The organism is Oceanobacillus neutriphilus (assembly GCF_014645515.1).
In the GTDB taxonomy this organism is placed as follows: domain Bacteria; phylum Bacillota; class Bacilli; order Bacillales; family Amphibacillaceae; genus Oceanobacillus; species Oceanobacillus neutriphilus.
Map to the genome: position 1 here is coordinate 372359 of NZ_BMLW01000003.1, position 24330 is coordinate 396688.

The window sequence follows — 24330 nt, forward strand, 5'->3', positions numbered from 1 at the left end:
TACAGAATAGATTCTTTCGAAATCATTTCTATTTAGATGTATCATCCGTATTTTCTTTATCTGTTTTCGCTGCAGCTGCTTCAGAAGTTGCTGTTGCTACAGGCGTTTGATGGGTTCCAGGATTAACTTTACCTTTGGATGCACCAGCCAGTAACTCTTTAATATCAATTCCGGAGGTTTCCTTCAGGTTTTCCTGCAATGTACTAATTAGATTGGTTGCATAGCTGGAGACTTTGTTTGCTCCACCATTTGGACCGTTGCTTCCAGTATCGACAACAGTAATCTTATCAATATTAGATAGCGGGCTCGCAACTTGTTTAGCATAATCAGGAAGCATTTTGATAACCATGTCAAGGATTGCTGCTTCACCGTATTTTTCAAAGGCTTGCGCAACTTTTTCTTTTGCTTCAGCTTCCGCAAGACCTTTCAGGCGGATAACTTCTGCTTCAGATTCCCCTTGAGCACGTTCTGCATCTGCTTTTGCAAGACCATCCACACGGACTTTCTCGGCTTCAGCGCGGGCAGCTGTTTCAATACGATATTGGTTTGCATCTGCAGTAGCCATTTCTCTGGCTTTTTCTGCAATGGCTGACTGCTCAACAGAATATCTGTCTGCATCTGCTTTTTTCTTAACCTCTGAGTCATATTGTTTTTCACGACGCAGAATTTCTTTTTCTTCCAATTCAATTTGCTTTTGACGCTCGATAATTTTGATTTGCATTTCCTGTTCTGTAACTTCCTGTTTAGAACGGGCTGTTTCAAAATCATAAGCTTGGTCTGCTCTTGCTTTTGCAGTATCCTGCTCACGGCGATATTCGGAAGTTTTTAATTGATTTTCTTTTTCTGACTCGGCAATCTCAGTTGCCCGCTGTAATTCTGCACGTTTAGCATCCTTTGCAGCTTCCGCACGTTTAATACGTGTTTCTTTCTCTGCTTCAGCTGTCGCAATATCTGCATCACGCTTCACTTGAGCAATACGGGGCTTACCAAGTGATTCTAAGTATCCATTTGTATCTCTTACATCTTTAATGGTGAAAGATACAATAACTAATCCCATTTTTGCCAGATCGTGAGAGGCAACGCGCTGTACTTCCTGAGAGAACTTATCGCGGTTTTTATAAATTTCCTCAACAGTCATGGAGCCAAGGATAGAACGAAGATGTCCTTCCAGCACTTCTTTCGCTTCCATTTCCCGATCTTGCTTGGATTTTCCAAGGAATTGTTCTGCTGCAGTGGCAATTTCACTGATAGATCCACCTATTTTTATGATTGCTGTACCATCTGCTAAAACAGGAACACCTTGCTCTGTGTATACTTCTGGAGTAGTTACCTCCAATTTACTGGATAGTAGACTAAGAGGCTCAGCCTGTTGAAAAACAGGAACGACGAATGTCCCGCCACCGCGAATAATTTTAATTTTATTCCCGGCCTCATCAACGTGAACATTCTTTCCTCCAAGATAACTTCCTGTAACAATGAGCGCTTCATCAGGTCCTGCTGTACGATACTTTGTTACAAATAGCCCAAGTAAAGCTAACAGAAGCGCTGCCGCTACAATAATGACAATCCAAATTTCTGACATTATTTTCCTCCTCTATGTTTTATTTTTCAGCCCGTTATCACCTGTCTTCCAATTAATGATAACAAGCTGATTTCATCCACTAGCATTCCTTCCAATGAATAAGGAATGAAGTTTCATTATATGTGAAAAGCTAATATATATTAGCTAATCCAACGATTCATAAGGGCTGACATAGAAAACACCATCTTTAATTTCGATGATCAAAACACGTTCTCCCTGAGGGAGTGCTTCATTGTCATAGCTTACAGCCGGTTTAGAAATAACCCCGCTTTTCCATTGCACCATTACTTCTCCGTATCCATCGATTGGAATAGATACAATCACAGTCCCTACACTTCCCATTAAGGCTTCCTCAGAATAGCCCCAGGATTGCTCTGCGGAGCGGATTGGAACAAGCACAAATATATGCAGGAGGGTTACAAAGATAATACTTAATATAGAAGAAACAATGAGAATAACAAGACTTCCCCAGTTCATAAACCATTCAAGAACATATCCGATGGCGGATAAAAAAATGAAAAAGGAAAGAACAATTACAGGGTGTAAGAAAGGAACGGATTCAAAAATACCATCCAATAAATCTCCAAACAGCAAAACCACTACGGTTAAAATTGCTGCTATAATAAGTATCCATAAGTATAAATCCTGTATAGCATAACCAAATAACGTCATTATGTAACCTCCCTTGCTCTTTATCTTAGTTATAGTACGTTTTAAATCTTCGTTTGGTTTCAAATTTTTGTTTCTTATCGGGAGACAGATTCTATTTTATCATAAATAAACGTGAAAAATTCCCTGTGAATGAAGTTTCATAGTTATATTATTATAATAAAACAGAGGCCTCTTTAAAAAAGGGCCTCTTTCACCATTTATGTTAATTATTTAAAAGAACTAATCTATTCATCAGCTCATCTAATTCTTGGCTGCAGTTAACGGTTTCTTGGGCTGCCAGACCATTCTTCTGGGCCTGTTGCAGCATTTCACTCCTCTTTTTAACAATGGAAAGTACAATGGCTTCCCTTTTGTGCTTATCAACTTTCTCTTCAGAATTCATATCTCATACTCTGCACCTTTCTTAGTAATATTTGGCTGCGATTAATAACGTGAATAAAAGTTCTGTTATCAAAGTACCAAAAGAATTATCGCAAAAAGTGAAATAAAATGGAATGCTTTCGACAAAACTAGTAATTAGTTTATTTCTTTCGACAAATTTTATGGAGCTATTCAGATAGATTATATTTTTTTATTTTTTGGTACAGAGTAACACGAGATATGCCCAGCTGCTTAGCTGCCTTGGATTTATTACCATTACATAATTCCAAAGCCTGCTCAATAGATGTTTTCTCCATACTCTCCTTTTCCAGAGGCAGTGACTCTGGATGGGCTAGAGGAGGGGTTGAAAATGAAACAGGAAGGAAACTTAGCATATCTTGTTTTGTTAGGGTTGCCCCTTCATGCAGGATAATGACCCGTTCCATCAAATTTCTAATTTCTCTTATATTCCCGGGCCAATGATATTGCCGCAATACTTCCATTGTTTCTGCAGGAAGCTTAGGGATAGAAGCCTGGTATTTAAGGGCAAATTGCTTTAAAAACGTTTCTGCGAGTATCTCAATATCTTTTTTACGGTCACGCAAAGGAGGCATCGTTAATTGAATCACATTTAATCGATAAAATAAATCCGATCTGAATTTATTTTCCTGCATTAATTTATCCAAATCCTGATTTGTTGCTGCTATAAAACGAACATCAATTTGTTTTCCGCGGGAATCACCGATACGATAAATACGATTTTCCTGCAAAACCCGTAAAAGCTTCACCTGCATATCTAAAGGCAGTTCTCCGACTTCATCTAAAAAAATAGTCCCGCCATCAGCCATTTCAATTTTTCCGGCTTTTCCACCTTTTTCTGCGCCAGTAAAGGAGCCGCTCTCATACCCGAATAATTCACTCTCGAACAGTGCTTGAGGAATTGCGCCGCAATTGACCGGAATAAAAGGGGCGTTTTTTCTGTTACTGGCATCATGAATAGCTCTCGCACATACTTCTTTTCCTGTGCCGCTTTCTCCAAGGATCAAGGTAGTCGCATCTGTATCAGCTGTTTTGCTGGCAAGCCGGATCATCTGGTGAAGTGCTTGACTTTCTCCTACTAATTTTGCAAAAGGAGAACCGGAGGAGGCAGGTCTCATTTTCTGCTTCAGTTCCTGCAGCTCCTGAGAGGTGCTTTCTAAATTGTCGTTCAGTTTCACAATATGTGTAACATCCCGTTCAATAGAAATCACACCGATTAATGAATTTTCCTGATTGAAGACAGGGGAGGTATTTACGACAACATGTTTGTCTTTTCTTGGTCGATGGTAGGCATTTTTAACAGGCTTCATGGTTCTTAAAACTTTCATTACCATCAGATCATCATGTGAAAAAAAATCAGTAATAGGGTGGTTGATAATTTGTTCTTTAGCAATTTGATAGGTTTGTTCTGCAGCCATATTCCAATAGATTACTTTTTTCTCAGTGTTGACAATAGTAATAGCATCATCTTCGGATTGTAATAATTCTTCAAAGAAAAAAACCTCATTCATATGATCACCTCAAAATGTAAAGGAATGTGTAAACTGTCTTTGCAATATGTGTAAGTATACTTTACACTATTGTAAATATAAAACATAGATAAAAGCAATAGAAAAATTATAAAAATGAAACCGTTATCATAGTTTTCAAGGTTTCGACAGTATTATTTCAACTTTGAAGCTAAAATTGGCACGTTTTTTGCTTGTAAGTAGTATAGGGTCAAATCATTTTCTAGGGGGTATTTTACATGGTATTACCATTTAAACATGAACCATTTACTGATTTTAAGGTAGAAGAAAATAAAAAACAGCTTGAGACTGCTTTAAGCGCTGTTCGTACAGAGCTGGGCAAGGAGTATCCTCTTGTAATTAACGGGGAGAAAATTTATACAGAGGATAAGCTGATATCAATTAACTCAGCCAATAAGGAAGAAGTGATTGGAAAAGTATCCAAAGCAACGAAAGAACATGTAGAACAGGCTTTTGAAGCAGCAGTAGAGGCTTATGAGAGCTGGAGAAAAGTCCCTGTTGAAGATCGTGCGCATGTTTTATTCCGTGCTGCAGCTATTGTGCGCCGACGTAAGCAAGAATTTTCTGCATGGCTGATTCAAGATGCCGGAAAGCCGTGGGATCAGGCAGATGGTGATATTGCGGAAGGAATTGACTTCCTGGAATATTATGGCCGTCAGATGCTGGAGCTTGATCAGGGGAAACACGTTGAAGATCGTATAACTGAAAACAATAAATACTTTTATAAAGCTATGGGCCCGGGTGTAGTTATCCCGCCATGGAATTTCGCTTTTGCTATTGTATGTGGAACAGTTGCAGCACCAATTGTTGCAGGAAACCCAGTATTGCTAAAGCCTTCTGAAAACACGCCGGTTATTGCATATAAACTTGTGGAAGTTTTAGAAGAAGCAGGTCTTCCAAAAGGGGTATTAAATTTTGTGCCTGGAGATCCAAAGGAAATTGGAGATTATCTGGTAGATCATAAAGATACTCATTTTATTAACTTTACCGGGTCCAGAGCGACAGGCGTCCGTATTTTTGAACGCGCTGCTAAAATTCAGGAAGGTCAGCAGCATCTGAAGCGAGTTATTGCAGAAATGGGAGGGAAGGACACCATTATTGTGGATGAAACTGCAGATTTAGATCTGGCTGCAGAATCTATTGTTCATTCTGCATTTGGTTTCTCAGGACAAAAATGTTCTGCGTGTTCCCGTGCTATCATTCATGAGGATGTCTATGAGGAAGTCATAGAGAAGTCTATTGAAATTGCGAAGACATTAACAGTCGGAAATCCATCAGAAGAAAATGTTTATATGGCTTCTGTTATTAATCAAGCGCAATTTGATAAAATTAAAAATTATATAGAAATCGGTAAAGAAGAAGGAGAGCTTGTTTTTGGTGGAGAAGCAGATGACACCAATGGGTTCTTTATCTATCCGACAATTTTCAAAGATTTAGATCCTAAGGCACGCATTATGCAGGAGGAAATTTTTGGACCTGTTGTTGCTTTTGCAAAAGCAAAGGATTTTGATGAACTGTTGGAAATAGCAAATAATACAGAATACGGTCTGACTGGAGCTGTAATATCTACAAATCGAGCACATTTAGAAAGAGCCCGGGAAGACTTTCATGTAGGTAACCTCTATTTTAATCGCGGCTGCACAGCAGCAATTGTCGGCTATCAGCCGTTTGGCGGGTTTAAAATGTCAGGAACAGATTCTAAAGCTGGAGGACCGGATTATCTGCAGCATTTCTTAGAAGCCAAGATTGTATCTGAACAGTTTTAATAAATGAAGGTTTCCCTGTAAGCAGAAGAAAACATCATTCTTTGCTTAGAGGGAGCTTTTTATCATTTCAGATTTATTTGAGAAGGTTAGAGTTTTTCTAAGATAATAAACGGCAGGGACAGATATAAAAAAGCTCTGCAAACACATAGTTTGTTTTGGGAGATGGGGGAAGTTATAATGGCGAGCTTGGCAAAGGATTTTTTTATAGGGCTTTCAAACAATGAAATTTTAAATAAAAGTGCTAAAAAATTCGGGGCGCGCTTTGGAGCAGAGCGCTTTGTAGCCGGGACTGATTTTGATGCGGTTATTCCTGTTATCAGGGAATTAAACCAAAAAAAGATATCTTGTACAATGGATCACCTCGGCGAGTTCGTGACAGACAGAGAAGAGTCAGAACGTGCTAAAGAGAAAATTATTCATATGCTTCATCAAATTCATAAAGAGAATTTAGATTGTCACGTGTCTATTAAGTTAACGCAATTAGGCTTAGACATAGAAGAGTCTTTCTGTATTCAAAATGTGGAACAAATTTTAAAAGCAGCAAATGATTATCATATTTTTGTGAATATTGACATGGAGAAGTATAGCCACTATGGAAAGACTTTAGAGATTTTAAAGCTGCTTCGTCAAAGATATTCTAATATCGGTACAGTCATACAGACTTATTTGTACGATGTGGAGAAAGACATAGAAGAGCTCGAGGATGTACGGCTGCGTATTGTAAAAGGAGCCTATAAAGAAGAAAGCACGGTAGCATATTCTACTAAAGAAGAGATCGATAACAATTTCCTTGCAATTGCTAAGAAAAGACTGCTTGGAAAAGCTTATACTTCTATTGCAACACATGATCACCGTATTATCAATGAGCTGAAGAAGTTTATAGAAGAACATCAAATTTCTAAAGATAACTTTGAATTTCAAATGCTTTATGGTTTCCGTGTAGATATGCAGCATCAAATTGTAAAAGAAGGCTATCGATTCTGTACGTATATTCCGTTTGGAGAAGATTGGTTCGGCTACTTTATGCGCCGTCTGGCAGAGAGGCCGCAGAATCTGAATCTGCTTGTAAAGGATGTTTTTTATACAGAGGAAAATAAGATAAAAAAACAGCCAATTATCATAGGTTCGGCAGTACTGGCACTGCTGTTCTTTCTTGGGAAGCGAAAGAAGAAAGAATATTAGAAAATACTTTTGAATGTAACCTTTTTAAGTTAGATGGTACAATAGGCTAATAAACAAGTTAGCTTTAAGGAAGGATGCATTCAAATGAGTAAATACTTTGGTTACGCAGGAACATACACAAGAAAGACAAGCCAGGGAGTATATCGATTTACCTTGGATACAGAGAAAGGACAGCTGTCTGCTTCTGAGATAGCAGCAGAGCTTGGAAGTCCGACATATATTAATTTTAATGAAAAGCAAGATTTCTTATATGCTGTTGCCCAGGAAGGGGATATGGGAGGCGTAAATGCTTTCCGTGTTGATAAAACAAGCGGTGAATTACTTCCGGTAAACGGTCAATTGGTAGAAGGAAACCCTCCTTGTTATGTAGAGGCTGCAGAAAATATAGTGTTAACAGGAAATTACCATAAGGGAAATGTTGGACTCCATTTTATAAATGAAGATGGAGAAGTAGAACAGGGCCATTTTACAAATCATGAAGGAAATGGTCCGCATGAGAGACAAGAAAAACCACATGTTCATTTCACTGGATTTACACCAGATAAAAAATTTGTTGTCGTTGCAGATTTGGGAACAGATCGTTTAGTAACATATAAGGTAGAAGATTCCTCTTTGAAAGAAGTAAGTACCTTTCATGCAAAGCCGGGAAGCGGACCAAGGCATATTACGTTTCATCCCAATAAACCAATTGCTTACTTAATTACAGAACTTTCTACAGAAGTTATTGTTTTAGACTATAATCGTGAAACAGGGGAATTTACGGAGAAGCAGACGATTCTTGCAAAACCTGCTGATTTTAAAGAAACAAATGATGCAAGTGCCATCCATATCACTTCAGATGGAAAGTTTCTTTATACCGGCAATCGCGGGCATAACAGTATAGCTTCATTTAAAGTCGATGAAAATAGCGGCGAATTGACATTCCTTGAATTTACAGCATCTGGCGGAGATTGGCCACGAGACTTTGTTCTTGATCCCACGGAACAATTCCTGCTTGCTTCTAATCAGAACACTGGAAATGTTGTGCTGTTTAACAGAGATACAGAAACAGGAAAATTAACGCAGACAGATCAGGTAATTGATGTACCAGAAGTAGTTTGTGTGAAATTTCTTTCATAATTAAGTATTAAAAAACTTCCTTCTGCGGAAGAGTGTAAACTCTCCATAGAAGGAAGTTTATTTTTTTAACGCTGTTCTAATCTGGCAATTCGTTCCTCCAGTGGGGGATGAGAGGATAAAGCTTTAAAAATAGCGGATTTATTACTGATTTTCATTGTTTGAATTGCTGTATCATTTGTGTGATCATCTGCTTCTGCACGATTAATATAGGCTTTTAAAGAGTGTAAAGCATGCGTCATTTTATCTTTTCCTGCTAAATCAGCGCCGCCTCGATCTGCGTGATATTCCCGATGTCTGGAATAAGCACTGACGACAAAACTTCCTAAAATAGAAAATAAGATTTGAAAAATAATAATAGCGGCGAATTGAACGATCCATTGCAGCTCAGAACGTACAAATCTGGAAACAATCATAGCAGCAACACGGGATAAGAAAACGACAAATGTATTAATAATTCCTTGTAATAAAGTCATTGTTACCATATCACCGTTTGCTACGTGAGCTACTTCGTGCGCAATTACTCCCTCTACCGCATCATCATCCATGCTATCCAGCAGCCCTTGAGACACAGCAACTAAAGAACGTTTCTTACTCGGTCCTGTTGCAAATGCATTTACCTCATGAGAAGGGTAAATACCAACCTGTGGTGTGTGGCTCAGTCCTGCAGCACGGGATAACCGTTCTACTTTTTCATAAACAGCACGTTCCTGACCGCTGACAGCATTATTTGGGTCAATTATCCTGACCTTCATCATGGTTTTGGCCATCCAGCGTGACAACCCTAAAGAAATAAAGGAGCCGGTGAAACCTACAATAATACTAAACACCATAAGTGAAAGGTAATTAATTCCACCATCTGAACGATAGCTTGGTCCAATATCAAATATACTTGTAATAATGGACCAGACAATGACGATTGTCGTCAAAACTAAGATGTTTGTTAACAGAAATAAAGTAATTCTTTTCCCCATAAATAACCTCCTGATGAATTTTCTCTTTTCTAAATCATTCAACTTTCGCACCTGAGAATAAGCATCTATACCTTGCTATTCCAGAATGAACATGTTCATCATTTATCCTGTTTGTATGTTGTTAAATCATCCTTCTATTGAAATAAAAATTGTGTATAGCTCCGCTCCGACCAACCACTACGCTTTCCGACGTACAGGACGTACTAGTGCAGACGTTGCAACAGGACGTTGCGATTTTAGTCTGCCATGGGGACGGCTTCAGCTAACTTGAAAAGAAACCCGCTTTTCAAGTGGATCTTCAGCTCGCCCTGTTCCCATAGGAGTCTACGTGGTTGGTCTGCGCTTAGTTAGGCTTCTACAGCGAATGACAGAAATCATATCCTGATGGAGTTGTAGGAAATCATCGCTTTTTGCTTGATGAATAGATCATTTTAGCGTTTCAAATGGTTGATTTGGCAATTAAAATTATGCCACAGCACACAGCATGGATAGTATATAAGTTCAACTTATATAAATCATATCATATTTTTTCCGGCAGGCTGAACTGTTATCTAGCTTGCAAATGTAAATTCTTAAAAAAGAGAATAACTGTAAATAATGTAAACGCATTCAATTGCTGGTATAATAGAAAGTAATGTTGAGAGAGAGGCGGGGGTTTTTAGTGAGTAAATTTCAATGGAACAGTGCCGGTCAATTGCGGCAGCTGCTAAATGAGCTTGTCACCTGGAAAAGTATCAGTCTTTCAGAAGGAGAAAAACAGTTTCCCAGAAAGTTGTATGCAAAGCTTCAAGATTTAGATTATTTTCATAAAAATCCTTCTTACTTAAATTTACATGAGGCAGATCAGCGTCGTAAGCTTTTAACTGCTTTATATAAACATCCGGATGCCAGGCAAACAATTTGTTTAATTAGTCATTTCGATACAGTAAATACGGAGGAATACGGTTCCTTAGAGCCGCTTGCTACACAGCCGGAGGAGCTTACCAAAGTATATTTGGAACAAAAGGATACCTTTACAAGAGATATTCGTGCAGATATTGAATCTGGAGATTTCTTATTTGGACGCGGAACAATGGATATGAAGATGGGTCTTGTCATGCATATGAGCTTGATTGAACAGGCAAGTATAGAGGAGTGGCCGATTAATTTGGTTCTATTGACAGTCCCGGATGAAGAGGTGAATTCCGCTGGGATGCGCTATGCAATACCTGCACTTATTGATTTACAGAAACAGCATAATATAACCTATACTCTGTTTTTAAATAGTGAGCCGACCTTTAGGCATAATCCCAAAGATAACACTCACTATATTTATAGCGGAACGATTGGAAAGATACTGGGGGGAGCTTTATTTTATGGAAAGGAAACGCATGCCGGGGAGCCTTTAAGCGGAATGACGTCCCCATTTATATCTTCATTTTTAACAAGAGAGATGGAATGGAATCCGATTTTTCAGGAAACGGCGCTGGAAGAAACTGCTCCGCTGCCCGTTACACTGCAGCAAACCGATTTACGGCTGCGCTATTCTACACAAACACCATATCGTTCTTCAGCTTTATATAATATTTTTCTTTTAGAGAGGACTGTTGAGGAAGCCTTCGCATTATTTGAGCAGACTGCAAAAAAAGCAGCATTACAATGCAATGAACGGTATAAACAGATATGTAAAGATAATCAGGTACAGCCGATTGGGCATGTCAAAGTAATTGCCTATAGTGAGTTATTGGAGTATGCTAAGGATAAATTGGGCGAAGAATTTATTGAAGAATTGAAAAAAGATATTCATTATAATGATGAATATGATGACAGAGAAAAATCGCTGCGGATTACAGATAGTTTAATGATTCATTGTCAGGAGCTCGCACCTGCAATTGTAATTTTATTTGCACCGCCCTTTTATCCGTCTGTGAATTCCAGTGGAAACCCTTTTGTAGAATTTTGTGTGGACTTTGTAGAAGGAGAAGCGAAAAAGAAATTTCAATTAGAGATAAAAAGGAGCCATTTCTTAAATGGTATTTGTGATTTGAGCTATGTCAATTACCAGGGAAGTGATACGGATTTACAGGTTTATGAAGAAAATACACCAGTCTGGGGTGACTCCTATGAATTACCGTTTTCGTCCATGCGTGAACTGAACGCACCTGTTTTAAATGTAGGGCCATTTGGTCATGATGCGCATAAAAGGACAGAAAGGCTGCATATAACCAATGCCTTTGAGCAATTTCCATATTTAATTCGTCAGCTCATTCTGCAAATTTCACAAAAAGAAGACAATTAGTCATATTTTTATTGATTTACCCATTATAAAATAGAAGGAAATGCTTTATAATAAAATCAGAATGGAGGTGTAGTTCCATGAGTCCAGCAAATATAGGTATTCCAGGTTTGATCTTGATTGTTGTACTTGCTTTAATTATTTTCGGTCCTAAAAAGCTTCCGGAAATCGGGAAGGCAGCCGGACAAACCTTAAGGGAATTCAAAAATTCAGCAAATAATATAATGTCTGAGGAAGACAAAAAGAACGAACTGCAAGAGAATAATGATGAATCAGGAAACAACTCAACAAAATAAGAAGTACAAGGCGCCGTTTGATGTTTAAATCACGCGCCTTTTTTTATTTGAAAATAAACATAAAAATTGCTTGTAAAGAGGCTTTGCAGAGTATCTTTACAAGCGTTCATAATCACGATCTGTTTATACAAGCTAATTGCACGCAAAATAGCTGGTTAATCATAGAGAAGAGGAGGAAAAATTTTGATTACCATGGTGTCATTAGCATCCCCAATAGGAAGTACCTACAATAATTAATAATATGAATAAGACTACCAGCAGTGCAAAACCTCCGCCAAATTCATTATAACTGCTCATTTATTTACACCCCCTGTAAGGTTAATATATGAAATGCTTTTCTGTTTGAGAGGGTATTTGACTAGAAAAAAGGAATTTAACCTACGAATATCGAATTAATCTCAGATACACATATTCTGTAATTTGAGGTGAAATCAATGAAGAAGCTGGATAATTTTTTAATAAATAAATGTAAAAATGAAGGAGGCATTCTAGGGCTCCATGTCCGCTCCAGCACAAGTGGAACGAGTTTGTACAATTATTTTGCTTCCGCACGTCTTCAGCCGGCCTCCAATTTAAAAATACTGACAGCTGTTGCTGCTTTGAGAAAGCTGGGTCCAGATTATACATTTCAAACTGGCATATATTACGATGGAGAAATAGAAAATAAATGCTGCCATGGAAATATATATTTAGTTGGAAAAGGAGATCCAACCTTACAGTTAAAGGATTATATGCAATTTGCAGCTTCTATAAAGCAACAAGGCATCAGACATATTTTAGGGGATTTTATTCTTGATGACAGCTGGTATGACGATATTCGGTGGTCAGAAGATTTAATATGGAAGGATCAGCAATTTGCGTATGGGGCAGAGGTCTCTGCTTTAACGATTGTCCCAGATTCAGATTATGATACGAATGCCATTAAGCTTACGATAGAACCGGAGACAAATAATCAACCTCCAACTGTAGATATTTTCCCGCATGCTGAAGGAATTTCGATAACCAATGAAGCAATAACAGTTGAGGAGGCTGATGAAGAAGAACTGATTGTAAAACGAATTAATGATGAAAATCATTTTTTAATATCCGGGAAAATAGGAATCAAAGAAGGAAAACAAGAAGTATATATGGCTATCAAAGATATTGATAATTATATTGCAAAAACAATCCGGCATATTTTTAAAAGCACTGGGATTGTTTTGGAAGGTCAAATAAAAAGAGGAAAGATAAAAACAGAGGCAGAATGTATTTACAGACAGTCGTCCTTGCCATTATCCAGTATTTTAATTCCATTTATGAAGCTGAGCAATAATGGGATAGGTGAGATGCTTACAAAAGAATTAGGGCGTATTATGTATGATGACGGTTCATGGGAATCTGGCATAGCGGCAGTAAAAGAAAATTTAGCTCCGTATCGTATAAATCTGGATACTATTCAATTAAAGGATGGTTCTGGAATTTCAGCTGCTAACTTTATTCCAGCTGAAGAATTAACACAGTTACTTTTTGAAATACAGGAGGAAAACTGGTTTCCTGTATTTTTAAAGAGTTTACCGGTAGCAGGAGAAGAAGATAAAATGGTCGGCGGGACATTAAGGAAGCGGATGAAAGGTTTAGATGTTCAGGCGAAAACAGGTACTATTGAAGGAACCAGCACACTTTCAGGTTATTTAACGAACGTAAATGGAGAGCGGCTTATTTTTTCCATTTTATTTAATCATTTATTAGATGAAGATAAAGGGAAAGAACTGGAGGATGAATTAATCACTGTATTGACTGAAATAGAAAATTGGGTTTAAGGTAAAAGTGTTGATAAATCAGGGATATGGACAAATATACTGCTTAGAAATTTGGATATTGTATATAAATTAAGCTTCATTTTATGTTTTTTTCATGGCCTTACCATAGTTTTACCACATTTCCATGCTAAAGTTGTATCTAAGATAGATTAATGAAATGAAAAAGCTAAAAAATAGTTGTCATTTCAAACATTATCAATTTGATTCTTGTAATGAATATGTCAAATAATAAGGAGAATGGATATGACAGTGCATATTTACGGAGTATCTTGCTCATCTACAAGAAAAGCGAGACAGTGGTTTCGCAAACATGGGATTGCATATAAGGAACGTAATATTTTACACCAACCATTGACTATTGAGGAATTGAAAAATATTTTACAAATGACTGTAGAAGGTACGGATGAAATTCTTTCAACCCGTTCTAAAATTTACAAAGAACTAAATTTGAATGTAGAGGAGCTTCCTTTACAAACCTTACTAAAATTAATCCATAAGTATCCGAGACTGCTGAAAAGTCCGATTCTGGTTGATGAAAAAAGATTCCAGGTCGGTTATCACGAGGAGGATATTCGTCAATTTTTACCTAGGAAAACACGGCAGCTTCAATGGTTACAATGGAAGGTAGATTTAGGATTGATAAAAGGTTAAATAAACCTTAAATTAACTTTAAATATTGGAACATACTACAGAACAGCGTATGTTTTTAAAATTTGAACAGACTATGAAAAAGAATAGGTTTTCTTTATAAAGAAAAATACGGGGCAGTCTCAAGTTGAGGCTGCCTCGTTTTTGTAACTCATTTATTACAATGTAACACTCTTTGCCAGTGCGGATAATGAAAGCATCAGCTTAATTTCCTGGGAGAAGAGCGGGGGCTTTTTGAGTAGAGTTTTGTTTTTTATTTTTCCCCGCCATCCTGCAACGCTTGTTCAATATCTGCTATTATATCCCCTGCATCTTCAATTCCTACAGAGAAACGAAGAAGATCATTACCAATTCCCCGTTTATTTCTCTCTTCTTCCGGCATATCAGCATGTGTTTGTGTAGTGGGATAGGTAATAAAGCTTTCTACCCCGCCCAAACTTTCGGCAAATACAATTAGATTTAGATTAGCTAAAAATGACCTTACATGATTTGGATCTGCTAAACAAAAAGAGAGCATACCACCTTTATTAGGATAATAAACCTGGCGGATTGCCGGATGCTTTTGTAAATAATCCGCAATTTGCTTTGCGTTTTCCTCGTGACGCTGCATACGAAGTGCAAGTGTTTTTAACCCTCTGATAAGAAGCCAGCAGTCTGACGCAGATAATGTTGCGCCGGAAGCGTTATGCATTTCAAATATTTTTTCAGATAGTGCCGGACTTTTGGTAACCACAATACCTGCCAGTACATCATTATGACCCCCGATATATTTCGTTGCACTATGAACGACAATATCTGCGCCAAGCGTAATAGGCTGCTGCAGATAAGGGGTTAAAAATGTATTATCGACAATAAGCAGCAGATCATATTTTTTGGCCAGTTTCGAGTATTTTTCAATATCTACTTCCTGAAGTAAAGGATTCGTTGGTGTTTCTAAAAAGATCGCTTTCGTATTGTCGGTAATACATTGTTCCGTTTCCGAGATATCCTGACACTCATCATAGGTTACAGAAATATTATATGCTTTTTCAAAATGGTCAAAAATTCGATAAGTACCGCCATAAATATCTTTCGTAGCAATAAGATGATCTCCATGACGAAAAAGAGAGGAAAGGATTAATTGAATAGCAGCCATGCCTGAACTGCAGGCAAAGGCAGCATCCCCTTCTTCTAATTTTGCAAATCCTTCCTCTAATACAGATCTGGTTGGACTTTTGGTGCGGGAATAATCATAGCCGGTGGAATGTCCGATTCCCTGATGCTGATAGGCTGTTGACATGTAAATAGGAGGATTTATTGCTCCTGTCCGCTTATCTGTTTTGTTACCTAGCTGTACTAACGCAGTTTCTATTTTTTTCATCTTTCCTTCAGCCTCCTTAAAAATAAAAAACCCTTCTTAATTTTAGGAATAAGAAGGGTATAACATCCGTATCATACGCTTCTTATCTTTAAAGGGATAGACCCTCCTGGAATTAGCACCTTGCTGTTTCAAGCTGGTTGCTGAGACATCATCGGGCCAGTCCCTCCGTCTCTCTGGATAAGAATTAAAATTTTATTCATTTATAATTACGTTTACTGTACAAGAGCCAGGAAAAAAAATCAAGTTTTATTTTGAATAATGTTTAAAAGCAGACTTCAGTCATAACAGGCGTTTGCTCTATAGGATAGCGAATAACAGGGAAGCAGTATTCAAAAAAAAGCGAAAAGTATTTGAAAAGGTATCATAGGAAGATTACAATGGTAGTGATAGTATTTTATGAATAATGATTTGTAAATTAGACACGTATGAAAGATTGTGAAGGTCTGAAATAAAAAGGGTGAAAATGAATTAGTTGAAAAAAATATATAAAGGAAGAAGATATATGCGTAAAAAAAAGCTGTTATGGGTTAACATTTGTATGTTAGCAGGTTGTATCATTATTGTAGGTATAGGGATTTATAATGGAAATCGCTCCACGCAATACCAGATGGAGCTGGATACCAGGGTCGGAGAAGCTGCAAATGGACAAACTGATGAAAGTGTAGAGCTTTTCACAAATTCCTGGGAAAATAAATTGTTATCAAATAATCAGCAAATTTATCAGACTGTCGATTTAAATTATCATGATAGCTCTCAGGATAACGAAGCAGAAGTGCAGGAAAGTACGCAAACTGCTCAAAAAACAGAAATTAATGATAAGAGTGAGGCAAAGCGGGAAACGGAAGGGAAGAGTAAAACCTATTCAGCTTCCGGAGAAGAGTCGTCTTCACAGATAACAAAACATGAAAGCAATCAAGCACAGACTGAAGAGAATGATCAAAATAATAATCATTCAAGTGAAAAATATACTGCCGGCGATGAAAAGAAGAATAAAAATGAAAATTCAGAAGCTGGTCGTTATCAAAGCTCCAAAGCGTCTGGCAGCAAGCCACAATCTGAAGAAAGTGGGTCATCTTCCGGATCAAATGATTCTGATTCTGAGTCTTCAAAAGAGGACACAGAGGAAACTGGAAAAGAAAATAAAAATCCGCCAGAGGATAAAGAAAATAATGTAGATAATGGTGGGAAAGAAGAGGAAGGCACAGATGAAAGTGAGCAGGGAAATAGTGATGACCCTGACCAGGTTGAAGAGGATAAGGAAGATGGAGATCAGGCTGACGGTGAGGAAAAGGAAGATGATGAGCATGATCAGGAGCCGGAAAAAGATAAGAACCCTAAAGATAATGACAATAAGAATGTAGCCACGGCTGCTTATTCTGAGTAAATAAATATACCTCTTCTCTTCTTAAAACTTGAATATAATCGAAAACAAAAAAAGACAAAAAGAGATTTTTTTAAGAAATTACAACGAATATTAGCCTATTTTAACAAAATTTGATATTATATTAATTGCAGTGACTATTTATTATAGGATAGTTCGTTATTAAATTACATTTTATTTATGGAAGTATAGAAAGGATGGAAGATGAATTATGAGTAAACCAAAAGTAGTTGTGCTTGGTGCAGGCTATGCTGGATTAGTTGCAACAAGACGTTTAACTCAACAGCTTTCTGCTGAAGAAGCTGAGATTGTTTTAATTAACAAACATAATTATCATTATGAAAGTACATGGTTACATGAGGTTGCAGCGGGTACGATCAGCCCGAACCAGGCCCGTTTTATGTTGACAGATGTTGTTAATCCTAAACGTGTACGCTTAATCTATGATACCGTTACAGAAGTGAAGCGTGAAGACAAACGTGTTGTATTAGAAAATAGTGAAGTTGCTTATGATTATCTTGTGTTTGCGCTTGGATTTGTATCCAATTCATTTGGAATTCCGGGTATGGAAGATAACGCTTATGCAATCACAGATATTGATTCAAGCCGTTTAATTGCTGAACATATTGAGTATCAATTTGCGCAGTATTCTTCAAGCGAGGAAAAGCGTGATGAGCAGCTTACAATTGTTGTTGGCGGCGGTGGTTTTACTGGTATTGAGTTTGTCGGTGAACTTGCGGATAAAGTACCTGAACTATGCAAAAAATATGATATTGACCGCAGCAAAGCAAGAATTATTAACGTAGAGGCAATGCCATCTATTTTACCTATGTTCGACGAAGACTTGGTTGCTTACGGAAAGCAATCTTTAGAAAATCGTGGTGTTGAATTCCGTATTGGTACTGCAATCAAAGAATGTACAGAAGATGGATTTGTTGTAGGTGAAGATAACGAATTAATTAAAGCTGGTACAATTGTTTGGACGGGTGGAGTAATGGGTAACCCGGTATTGGCTGATTCAGGTTTTGAATTATTTAAAGGAAAAGTAAATGTTGGATTAGATCTTCGTCCAGAAGGTGAAGAAAATATCTTTATCCTTGGAGATTGCTCTTGGACAATGGATCCGGAAAGTGGCAGACCATTCCCACCAACTGGTCAGTTAGCTGTTCAAGAAGGAGCAAAAGCTGCTGACAACATTGTTGCCCTGATCCGCGATGAAGTTGTTACTGATTTTGTTTACTCTAACAAAGGTACAGTTGCATCTCTTGGTTTATCTGATGGTATCGGAAACGTACTTGACGGTAAAAAACTGAGTGGTAAAGCAGCGGCAGCAATGAAGAAAGTTGTTGATGACCGTTCTCTATTCTTAGTCGGTGGTGCAAAAACGTTACTTAAAAAAGGTAAATTCCGTCCTTTCTAAATAATAGGATGACAGGCCTAATCGCTGTATTCGATAAAATACTCCACAGGAGGTAAGAAATATGAAGAATTTATTTTGCTATGTTTTACTTGCTTTGACAGCATTGGTAGGTTACCGTGTTGCGAGTGAATATTTAGAAGATAACAGGGACTTTAGATAAGTTCGAAAAAATTGCCGGGATAGATTCCCGGCATTTTTTTTGTGGTTTTTTAGTAAAGATAAGTGTCCTTTTCCTTAACGAAACAATAATTCCAACTTTATTCACTGTATAGAAATAAAACATCCCAAACATAATAACACTAAAGGGGTGTGTTAAGATGCGAATGATTGTACTGCTATTATTTTTATTTCTTATATTTCCTCATATATCTCATGCTTCAGTCATGGAGCTTTATGATGAACAGAATGATTCCTGGCTTATTGATTTAAAGCCCTATATATTTGAAATGGATGAGGCGTTATTAAATTGGAATGACATTGAGGATTTAACAAAATATATGCAAAAACAGGTCTATCAAAAACCGGAAAATGCTTATATTGCTAAAAATGGAGAGATTGTAAAGGAAAAACCAGGATTAGCGCTGGATGTAAACCAGTTTCATACACTGATTAATGAATTTTACTATAGCGGAGCAGATAACCGGCGTTTACATGTACCGAAGCAAAAAATCCCGGCACGAGTCAATGAAGAGCTTTTAAAAGAAATTAAAGAGAAAGAGTTAAATCGTTTTACGACAAGGTTCAGAAAAGGAAATATAGAAAGAACGCGTAATATTGAGCTTGCTGCAGACGCAATTAATAATACAGTTATTTTCCCGGGCGAGCATTTTTCTTTTAATGAAGTTGTCGGGGAAAGAACAAGGGAAAGAGGTTATCTGCCAGCTCCTGTTATTGTAAAAGGGGAGTTTAGTGAAGATATTGGCGGAGGGATTTGTCAAGTATCATCGACATTATTCAATGCAGTAGATCTTCAAGGAATTGAAATCACAGAGCGCTATGCACACAGCAGGGAGGTTCCATATGTTCCAAAGGGAAGAGATGCGACTGTAAGCTGGTGGGGGCCTGATTTTGCGTTCCGGAATAAATTTAATCAACCTGTGCTTATTCAAGCGAGAACTATAGGAGGAGAAATGACGGTAGCCATCTATACAAGTAATGATGCCACACTTTTTCAAGCAAAAAAGCCCTGATTTTACCGTTGAGAATAAAATCAGAGCCTTACTTGTTTATCAGCTAAAGCTATTTTGTATTATTCAGCTTTCTGCAATTCTAATTCGAAGTTAATTTTTACGTCTTCTCCAACAAGAACGCCACCAGTTTCAAGGGAAGCATTCCATGTTAAGCCAAATTCTTTACGGTTAATACTTGTAGAGCCGCTGAATCCTGCAACAATGCCGCCGCCCATTGGGTCTTTACTTTGACCTTCAAATGTTACTTTAAAAATAGCAGATTTTGTAGTTCCTTTTATTGTTAAATCGCCGGCAACTTCATAGTCATCGCCGGATTTTTTAATATCTTTTGCAGTAAATGTGATATTTGGATAATTCTCTGCATCAAAGAAGTCTGCAGAACGAAGATGGTTATCACGATCGTTATTACGAGTATTGATGCTTGCTACATCAATTGTTACTTCAATATCAGCATCTGTTAAATCCTCAGCGTCAGCACTGATTTTTGCATCAAAATTATCGAAAGTACCCTTTGCTTTTGAAATCATCATATGCTTTACAGAAAAGCCTACTTCACTATGCGCTTTGTCTACTGTCCAATTAATTTTTGCCATTATTAAATCCTCCTAAAAAATAGTTACTTACTTTATGTTACTTAGTGTAAAATAATAAATTAAGAAAGTCAAGTATCTTTAATTAAAAATATTTTAAATACATATATACTGTACCCAAATGCATACAGGATTAAACTTCTAAAGGTTTACGCCGTTTCCAAACACCTGTTTTTTTAATAATAATATATAAGGGTTGTAAAGGAGGGGGCAAAAAGTGGACAAAGGTACTATGATTAGTATAATTGCCGTGATTATCGCTGCAACAAACCAAGTTTTTGTGCTATTAGGTAAGTCACCAATGCTTATCGATAGTACCATTATAGAACAATTATTATCTGCCATATTTACAATCATCACTGTTCTCATTGCTTGGATGAGACGGAAGAAAGCATATATGGCGAAGCCGAAAAAGAAAAAGAATAAGAAGAAAAAGAAATAGTACAAATATAAATAGAGATAATGCCTGTAAAAAATATTTTCTTTACAGGCTTTTTTAATGCTTCCTTTTATAAATTTCGGTATACTAAATATTAGATAATAGAATAAAAAAAGGGAGAGATGTTAATGGGTCAAAAACTACAGCCAACATGGGATTTAGATGTTATTTTTCCTGGACAAAGTAACTCAGAGGAATTTCGCCAATTTGTGAATGAGGTAAAGAGAAATATTGCAGAATTAACCGTAGAAGCTAATCACTTAGATGCTAATGGGGAAACAGAAGCCTGGGAGATAATTTTAGAAAAATTAGAGCTTTTAACAAAGAGATCACGTGAAATGGGGGCATACATCAGCTGTTTAAGTGCGCAGGATGTAACAGATAAACAGGCTGCTTTATATGTTGCTGAGGCAGCTCAAGTACAGGCTTCAAGCAGTGCTTTGACAAAAATAATCGATCAAAAGCTTGGAGCGGTAACAGAAGCAAACTGGGATATGTTATTAGATCAGGAAGCGATAAAACCTCTTAAATTTATATTGACGGAAAGAAGAGAACGGGCACGCGAACAATTATCTAAAAATGAAGAAATTTTAATCGGTGATTTAGCCGTCGATGGATATCATGCGTGGAATCAGATGTATAGTACCATTGTCGGCAACATGAAAATCGATATTACCGAAGACGGAGAAACACAAAGTTATTCTGTCGGACAGGCTTCTAATAAATTATCAACACCAGACCGTGAACAGAGGGAATATGTATACAGGCAAATAAGCAAGGCCTGGAAAGATAATGAAGACTTATTTGGACAAACTTTAAATCACTTGGCCGGTTTTCGGCTGCAAACATATAAGCATTATGGGTGGGATAATGTTTTAAAAGAGCCGTTGGAAAAGAACAGGATGAAGGAAGAAACATTAAATGCTATGTGGGGAGCGATCGAGAAGCATAAGCCTTTATTTGTAGAATACTTAAATCAAAAAGCGTCTCTATTAAATTTGGATCAATTAAGTATTTTTGATGTGAACGCTCCTATCCAATCAAAGGTCGAGAAGAAAAGCTATGACGAGGGAGCTGCTTTTATCGTTGAACAGTTCCGCGGCTTTAGTCCACAAATGGCTGATTTCGCGCAAATGGCATTTGAAAAACGCTGGATTGAAGCAGAAGATCGGGCAGGAAAACGCCCGGGCGGATTCTGTACAAGCTTTCCTGCCAGCGAACAGACGCGTATCTTTATGACCTATTCAGGCACTCCTTCTAATATAGCTACATTGGCTCATGAGCTGGGACATGGCTATCATCAGTATGTGATGAATGATGTGAACGGCTTAAATCAAGGCTATGCGATGAATGTGGCAGAAACTGCTTCTACCTTTGCTGAAATGATTATAGCTGATGCATCTGTTAAAATGGCTAAAACAGACGAAGAAAAACTGACACTGCTGGAGGATAAAGTGTCGCGCAGTATCGCTTTCTTTATGAATATCCATGCACGATTCTTATTTGAAAAGCAATTCTATGAAGAACGTAAGCAAGGAATGGTAAGCACAGACAGATTAAATGAGCTTATGGTAGAGGCACAAAAAGAAGCATATTGTAACAATCTGTCAGAATATGATCCGCATTTCTGGGCATCCAAGCTGCATTTTCATATTACCGGTGTGCCATTTTACAATTTCCCTTATACCTTTGGTTATTTATTCAGCCAGGGAATCTATGCATATGCACAGGAATACGAAGGAGACTTTGAAGAAAAATATACTGCTTTGTTAAGAGATACAGGCCGATTGACAGTTGAAGAGCTTGCTGAAAAACATCTGCAGGTTGACTTGACAAAACCTGATTTCTGGGAAAATGCAATAGAAATCTGTGAACAAGATGTCCAGACATTTTTAGAATTGTCCAGGAAACTTCAAAAGTTATAGAAGCTATTGCGATTTACTGAAAAGTGATTTATACTGAATTTATACAAAAAAGTGAATAAAAAAAGCCTGCAAGGGGAGCCATTGGCTGAGAGTGAACATGATTCATGTTCTGACCCTTTGAACCTGTCAGTTAGCGCTGGCGTAGGGATTGTGGACTTTTTGATGGATATAAAAGTAATGTGTGAGCGGAGTTTTAGATGTTCTGTATCTTAAGAATGTCGCCATCAAGAAGACTCCCTTGGCATTACTTTTTTGTTGTGTAAAAAAGACTGTTGAGGCTATGAGAAAACTGCAATTTGATTTTGGCATAGCGTCATGTATTTGGGGGAGAAGAAATTGAAAAATAAAACATTATTTTTAGTTGAGGTAGCAATATTTACTGCGCTTGCATTATTACTGGATATTTTACCGATAGGGTTTAAGCTGTGGCCGCAGGGCGGGTCCGTTTCTTTTGCAATGATTCCTATTTTTATTGTTGCTTTTCGCTGGGGGCTTAAAGGCGGTCTTTTATCCGGGTTTCTTTGGGGCGTTTTACAGGTTGCAACAGGGACGGCATTCATTATGCATCCAGTACAGGGGATTATTGAGTATGGATTAGCATTTACTGTTGTCGGCCTGGCCGGAATAGTCTCTAAACAGGTTATGGAAAGTATAAAAGGTAAGCAGATGAAGAAAGCTTTTTCTTATATTTTAATTGGAGTATTTTTAGGATCTGCTGCACGTTTTGTTTGTCATTATATTGCAGGAATGGTTTTCTTCGGATCTGCAGTAGACGGGCAGCCGGCCTGGCTCTACTCATTAATTTATAATTCATCTTATATGATCCCGTCTTTTATACTAAGTCTAATTATTGTGTTTCTTCTATTCTACAAGCAGCCGAGAACATTAACAGGAAAAATTTAAAATAAAAGAGAAAAGCAGCCACGAATTAGCTTTTTAACAAATTATACTTTGGAAAACTCCCTCACACAAAAAATCCTGCAGCATTTATCGCTTCAGGATTTTTTTGTAAAGAATAACAGAAATATATTTAAATAACTTAATTTTCGGACTTGAGGAGAAGCATATATACCTTACTATTTGAACATGTCCATCATTTATCCTGCTTGTATGTTGTAAAATCATCCTTCTATTGAAATGAAAATTGTGTATAACGCCGCTCCGACCAACCACTCCGCTTTCCATGGGGACGGCTTCAGCTAACTTGAAAAGAAAACCGCTTTTCAAGTGGATCTTCAGCTCGCCCTGTTCCCATAGGAGTCTGCGTGGTTGGTCTGCGCTCAGTTAGGCTTCTACAGCGAATGACAGAAATCATAACCTGATGAAGCTGGAAATAACCGTTTTTTGCTTGATGAAAAGATCATTTTAGTGTTTCAAATGGTTAATTTGGCAATTTAAATGAAGATACGGCATGAATTGTAAATATCGGGAATAGCTTTCATGAACAGAAAGTAATCATGATGCGACATTTTTATATGCACCACGAAAAATATGTTCTTTGCTAGTCTAATTTCTATTGGATCAGCTGTATTAAACAGTATAGAACATCCTTCTAGCGAAGGCGGACCGTTTTGACTCCTGAGGGAATAGCATCATCTGAAGATCCACTTTTGCCAAGTGCTCTTCTTGGCAAAAGTTAGCTGAAGAGCATGCCCCTAGGAAAGCAAAACGGTCCGCCGCAGCGGTGAACTGCACCCTGTCAAGTAGACAGTAAAAAAACAAAAATCTATGCAACAGTCTGATACCGGTATTCTAACGGTGTCAGGCTATTTAAGTTCTCCTGGTAA

Annotated in this window: 21 protein-coding genes and 2 riboswitches; of the genes, 13 read left to right on the forward strand and 8 right to left on the reverse strand. The window is 37.5% G+C overall.

From position 1 onward, the window contains the following. Positions 1 to 28: 28 nt before the first annotated feature. The 4 genes from floT to IEX29_RS07280 all read right to left on the reverse strand — a co-directional run bounded on the left by floT (position 29) and on the right by IEX29_RS07280 (position 4164). Entirely contained in the window at positions 29 to 1582 is a 1554-nt protein-coding gene (gene floT, locus IEX29_RS07265; protein WP_188733788.1) for a flotillin lipid rafts scaffold protein FloT, read from the reverse strand. Between the two features lie 144 nt (positions 1583 to 1726). Continuing rightward, the gene (locus IEX29_RS07270) at positions 1727 to 2254 is read right to left on the reverse strand and encodes an NfeD family membrane protein (RefSeq protein WP_188733789.1); all 528 of its coding nucleotides are present in this window, start codon (positions 2252 to 2254) and stop codon (positions 1727 to 1729) included. A 202-nt stretch (positions 2255 to 2456) separates the two neighbouring features. Then, on the reverse strand, positions 2457 to 2636 hold the full coding sequence (locus IEX29_RS07275; RefSeq protein ID WP_188733790.1) for an aspartyl-phosphate phosphatase Spo0E family protein: 180 nt from the start codon (positions 2634 to 2636) through the stop codon (positions 2457 to 2459). 166 nt (positions 2637 to 2802) lie between these two features. Next, complete coding sequence (locus IEX29_RS07280; protein ID WP_188733791.1) at positions 2803 to 4164, reverse strand: sigma-54 interaction domain-containing protein; 1362 nt, start codon at positions 4162 to 4164, stop codon at positions 2803 to 2805. A 236-nt stretch (positions 4165 to 4400) separates the two neighbouring features. Here IEX29_RS07280 and pruA point away from each other — a divergent pair, with 236 nt between their 5' ends. From pruA to IEX29_RS07295, 3 genes are all read left to right on the forward strand, one after another. Then, positions 4401 to 5948 (forward strand): L-glutamate gamma-semialdehyde dehydrogenase, encoded by a 1548-nt coding sequence (pruA, locus tag IEX29_RS07285; protein WP_188733792.1) that lies wholly within the window; start codon positions 4401 to 4403, stop codon positions 5946 to 5948. A gap of 177 nt (positions 5949 to 6125) precedes the next feature. Beyond that, entirely contained in the window at positions 6126 to 7130 is a 1005-nt protein-coding gene (locus IEX29_RS07290) for a proline dehydrogenase family protein (protein WP_188733793.1), read from the forward strand. 84 nt (positions 7131 to 7214) lie between these two features. After that, entirely contained in the window at positions 7215 to 8249 is a 1035-nt protein-coding gene (locus tag IEX29_RS07295; RefSeq protein ID WP_188733794.1) for a lactonase family protein, read from the forward strand. 65 nt (positions 8250 to 8314) lie between these two features. On the opposite strand, the gene htpX is transcribed toward IEX29_RS07295, so the two are convergent. Continuing rightward, entirely contained in the window at positions 8315 to 9220 is a 906-nt protein-coding gene (gene htpX, locus IEX29_RS07300; protein WP_188733795.1) for a protease HtpX, read from the reverse strand. Between the two features lie 661 nt (positions 9221 to 9881). Between htpX and IEX29_RS07305 the strand changes: the two genes are divergently transcribed. Both IEX29_RS07305 and IEX29_RS07310 read left to right on the forward strand, forming a co-directional pair. Beyond that, positions 9882 to 11498: a M20/M25/M40 family metallo-hydrolase gene (locus IEX29_RS07305; protein WP_188733796.1), complete on the forward strand. Its 1617-nt coding sequence runs from the start codon at positions 9882 to 9884 to the stop codon at positions 11496 to 11498. A gap of 77 nt (positions 11499 to 11575) precedes the next feature. After that, on the forward strand, positions 11576 to 11791 hold the full coding sequence (locus IEX29_RS07310; RefSeq protein ID WP_188733797.1) for a twin-arginine translocase TatA/TatE family subunit: 216 nt from the start codon (positions 11576 to 11578) through the stop codon (positions 11789 to 11791). Positions 11792 to 11992: 201 nt separating this feature from the next. Here the strand turns inward: IEX29_RS07310 and IEX29_RS07315 are convergent, their stop codons facing one another. After that, a complete protein-coding gene (locus IEX29_RS07315) occupies positions 11993 to 12088 on the reverse strand; it encodes a YjcZ family sporulation protein (protein WP_188733798.1) in 96 nt (31 codons plus the stop codon). A gap of 137 nt (positions 12089 to 12225) precedes the next feature. Between IEX29_RS07315 and dacB the strand changes: the two genes are divergently transcribed. Then, on the forward strand, positions 12226 to 13590 hold the full coding sequence (gene dacB / locus IEX29_RS07320; protein ID WP_188733799.1) for a D-alanyl-D-alanine carboxypeptidase/D-alanyl-D-alanine endopeptidase: 1365 nt from the start codon (positions 12226 to 12228) through the stop codon (positions 13588 to 13590). A gap of 243 nt (positions 13591 to 13833) precedes the next feature. Beyond that, a complete protein-coding gene (spx, locus tag IEX29_RS07325) occupies positions 13834 to 14241 on the forward strand; it encodes a transcriptional regulator Spx (protein WP_147207997.1) in 408 nt (135 codons plus the stop codon). Between the two features lie 250 nt (positions 14242 to 14491). Here the strand turns inward: spx and IEX29_RS07330 are convergent, their stop codons facing one another. After that, the gene (locus IEX29_RS07330) at positions 14492 to 15598 is read right to left on the reverse strand and encodes a methionine biosynthesis PLP-dependent protein (protein WP_188733800.1); all 1107 of its coding nucleotides are present in this window, start codon (positions 15596 to 15598) and stop codon (positions 14492 to 14494) included. 79 nt (positions 15599 to 15677) lie between these two features. Beyond that, positions 15678 to 15782, reverse strand: a riboswitch (SAM riboswitch). 318 nt (positions 15783 to 16100) lie between these two features. On the opposite strand from IEX29_RS07330, the gene IEX29_RS07335 reads away from it, so the two are divergent. From IEX29_RS07335 to IEX29_RS07345, 3 genes are all read left to right on the forward strand, one after another. After that, the gene (locus IEX29_RS07335) at positions 16101 to 16982 is read left to right on the forward strand and encodes a hypothetical protein (protein ID WP_188733801.1); all 882 of its coding nucleotides are present in this window, start codon (positions 16101 to 16103) and stop codon (positions 16980 to 16982) included. A 208-nt stretch (positions 16983 to 17190) separates the two neighbouring features. Beyond that, complete coding sequence (locus tag IEX29_RS07340; RefSeq protein ID WP_188733802.1) at positions 17191 to 18399, forward strand: NAD(P)/FAD-dependent oxidoreductase; 1209 nt, start codon at positions 17191 to 17193, stop codon at positions 18397 to 18399. A 317-nt stretch (positions 18400 to 18716) separates the two neighbouring features. After that, a complete protein-coding gene (locus IEX29_RS07345) occupies positions 18717 to 19589 on the forward strand; it encodes a VanW family protein (RefSeq protein ID WP_229720125.1) in 873 nt (290 codons plus the stop codon). Positions 19590 to 19648: 59 nt separating this feature from the next. Here the strand turns inward: IEX29_RS07345 and IEX29_RS07350 are convergent, their stop codons facing one another. Next, positions 19649 to 20182: a YceI family protein gene (locus IEX29_RS07350; protein ID WP_188733803.1), complete on the reverse strand. Its 534-nt coding sequence runs from the start codon at positions 20180 to 20182 to the stop codon at positions 19649 to 19651. Between the two features lie 214 nt (positions 20183 to 20396). Between IEX29_RS07350 and IEX29_RS07355 the strand changes: the two genes are divergently transcribed. From IEX29_RS07355 to thiT, 3 genes are all read left to right on the forward strand, one after another. Continuing rightward, positions 20397 to 20621: a phage holin gene (locus tag IEX29_RS07355; RefSeq protein ID WP_188733804.1), complete on the forward strand. Its 225-nt coding sequence runs from the start codon at positions 20397 to 20399 to the stop codon at positions 20619 to 20621. A gap of 125 nt (positions 20622 to 20746) precedes the next feature. Beyond that, positions 20747 to 22543, forward strand: coding sequence for a M3 family oligoendopeptidase (locus tag IEX29_RS07360; protein WP_188733805.1), 1797 nt, complete (start codon positions 20747 to 20749; stop codon positions 22541 to 22543). A 61-nt stretch (positions 22544 to 22604) separates the two neighbouring features. Beyond that, positions 22605 to 22709: riboswitch (TPP riboswitch) on the forward strand. 149 nt (positions 22710 to 22858) lie between these two features. After that, positions 22859 to 23446, forward strand: a complete 588-nt coding sequence (gene thiT / locus IEX29_RS07365) for an energy-coupled thiamine transporter ThiT (protein WP_188733806.1) — start codon at positions 22859 to 22861, stop codon at positions 23444 to 23446. Positions 23447 to 24330 lie beyond the last annotated feature (884 nt).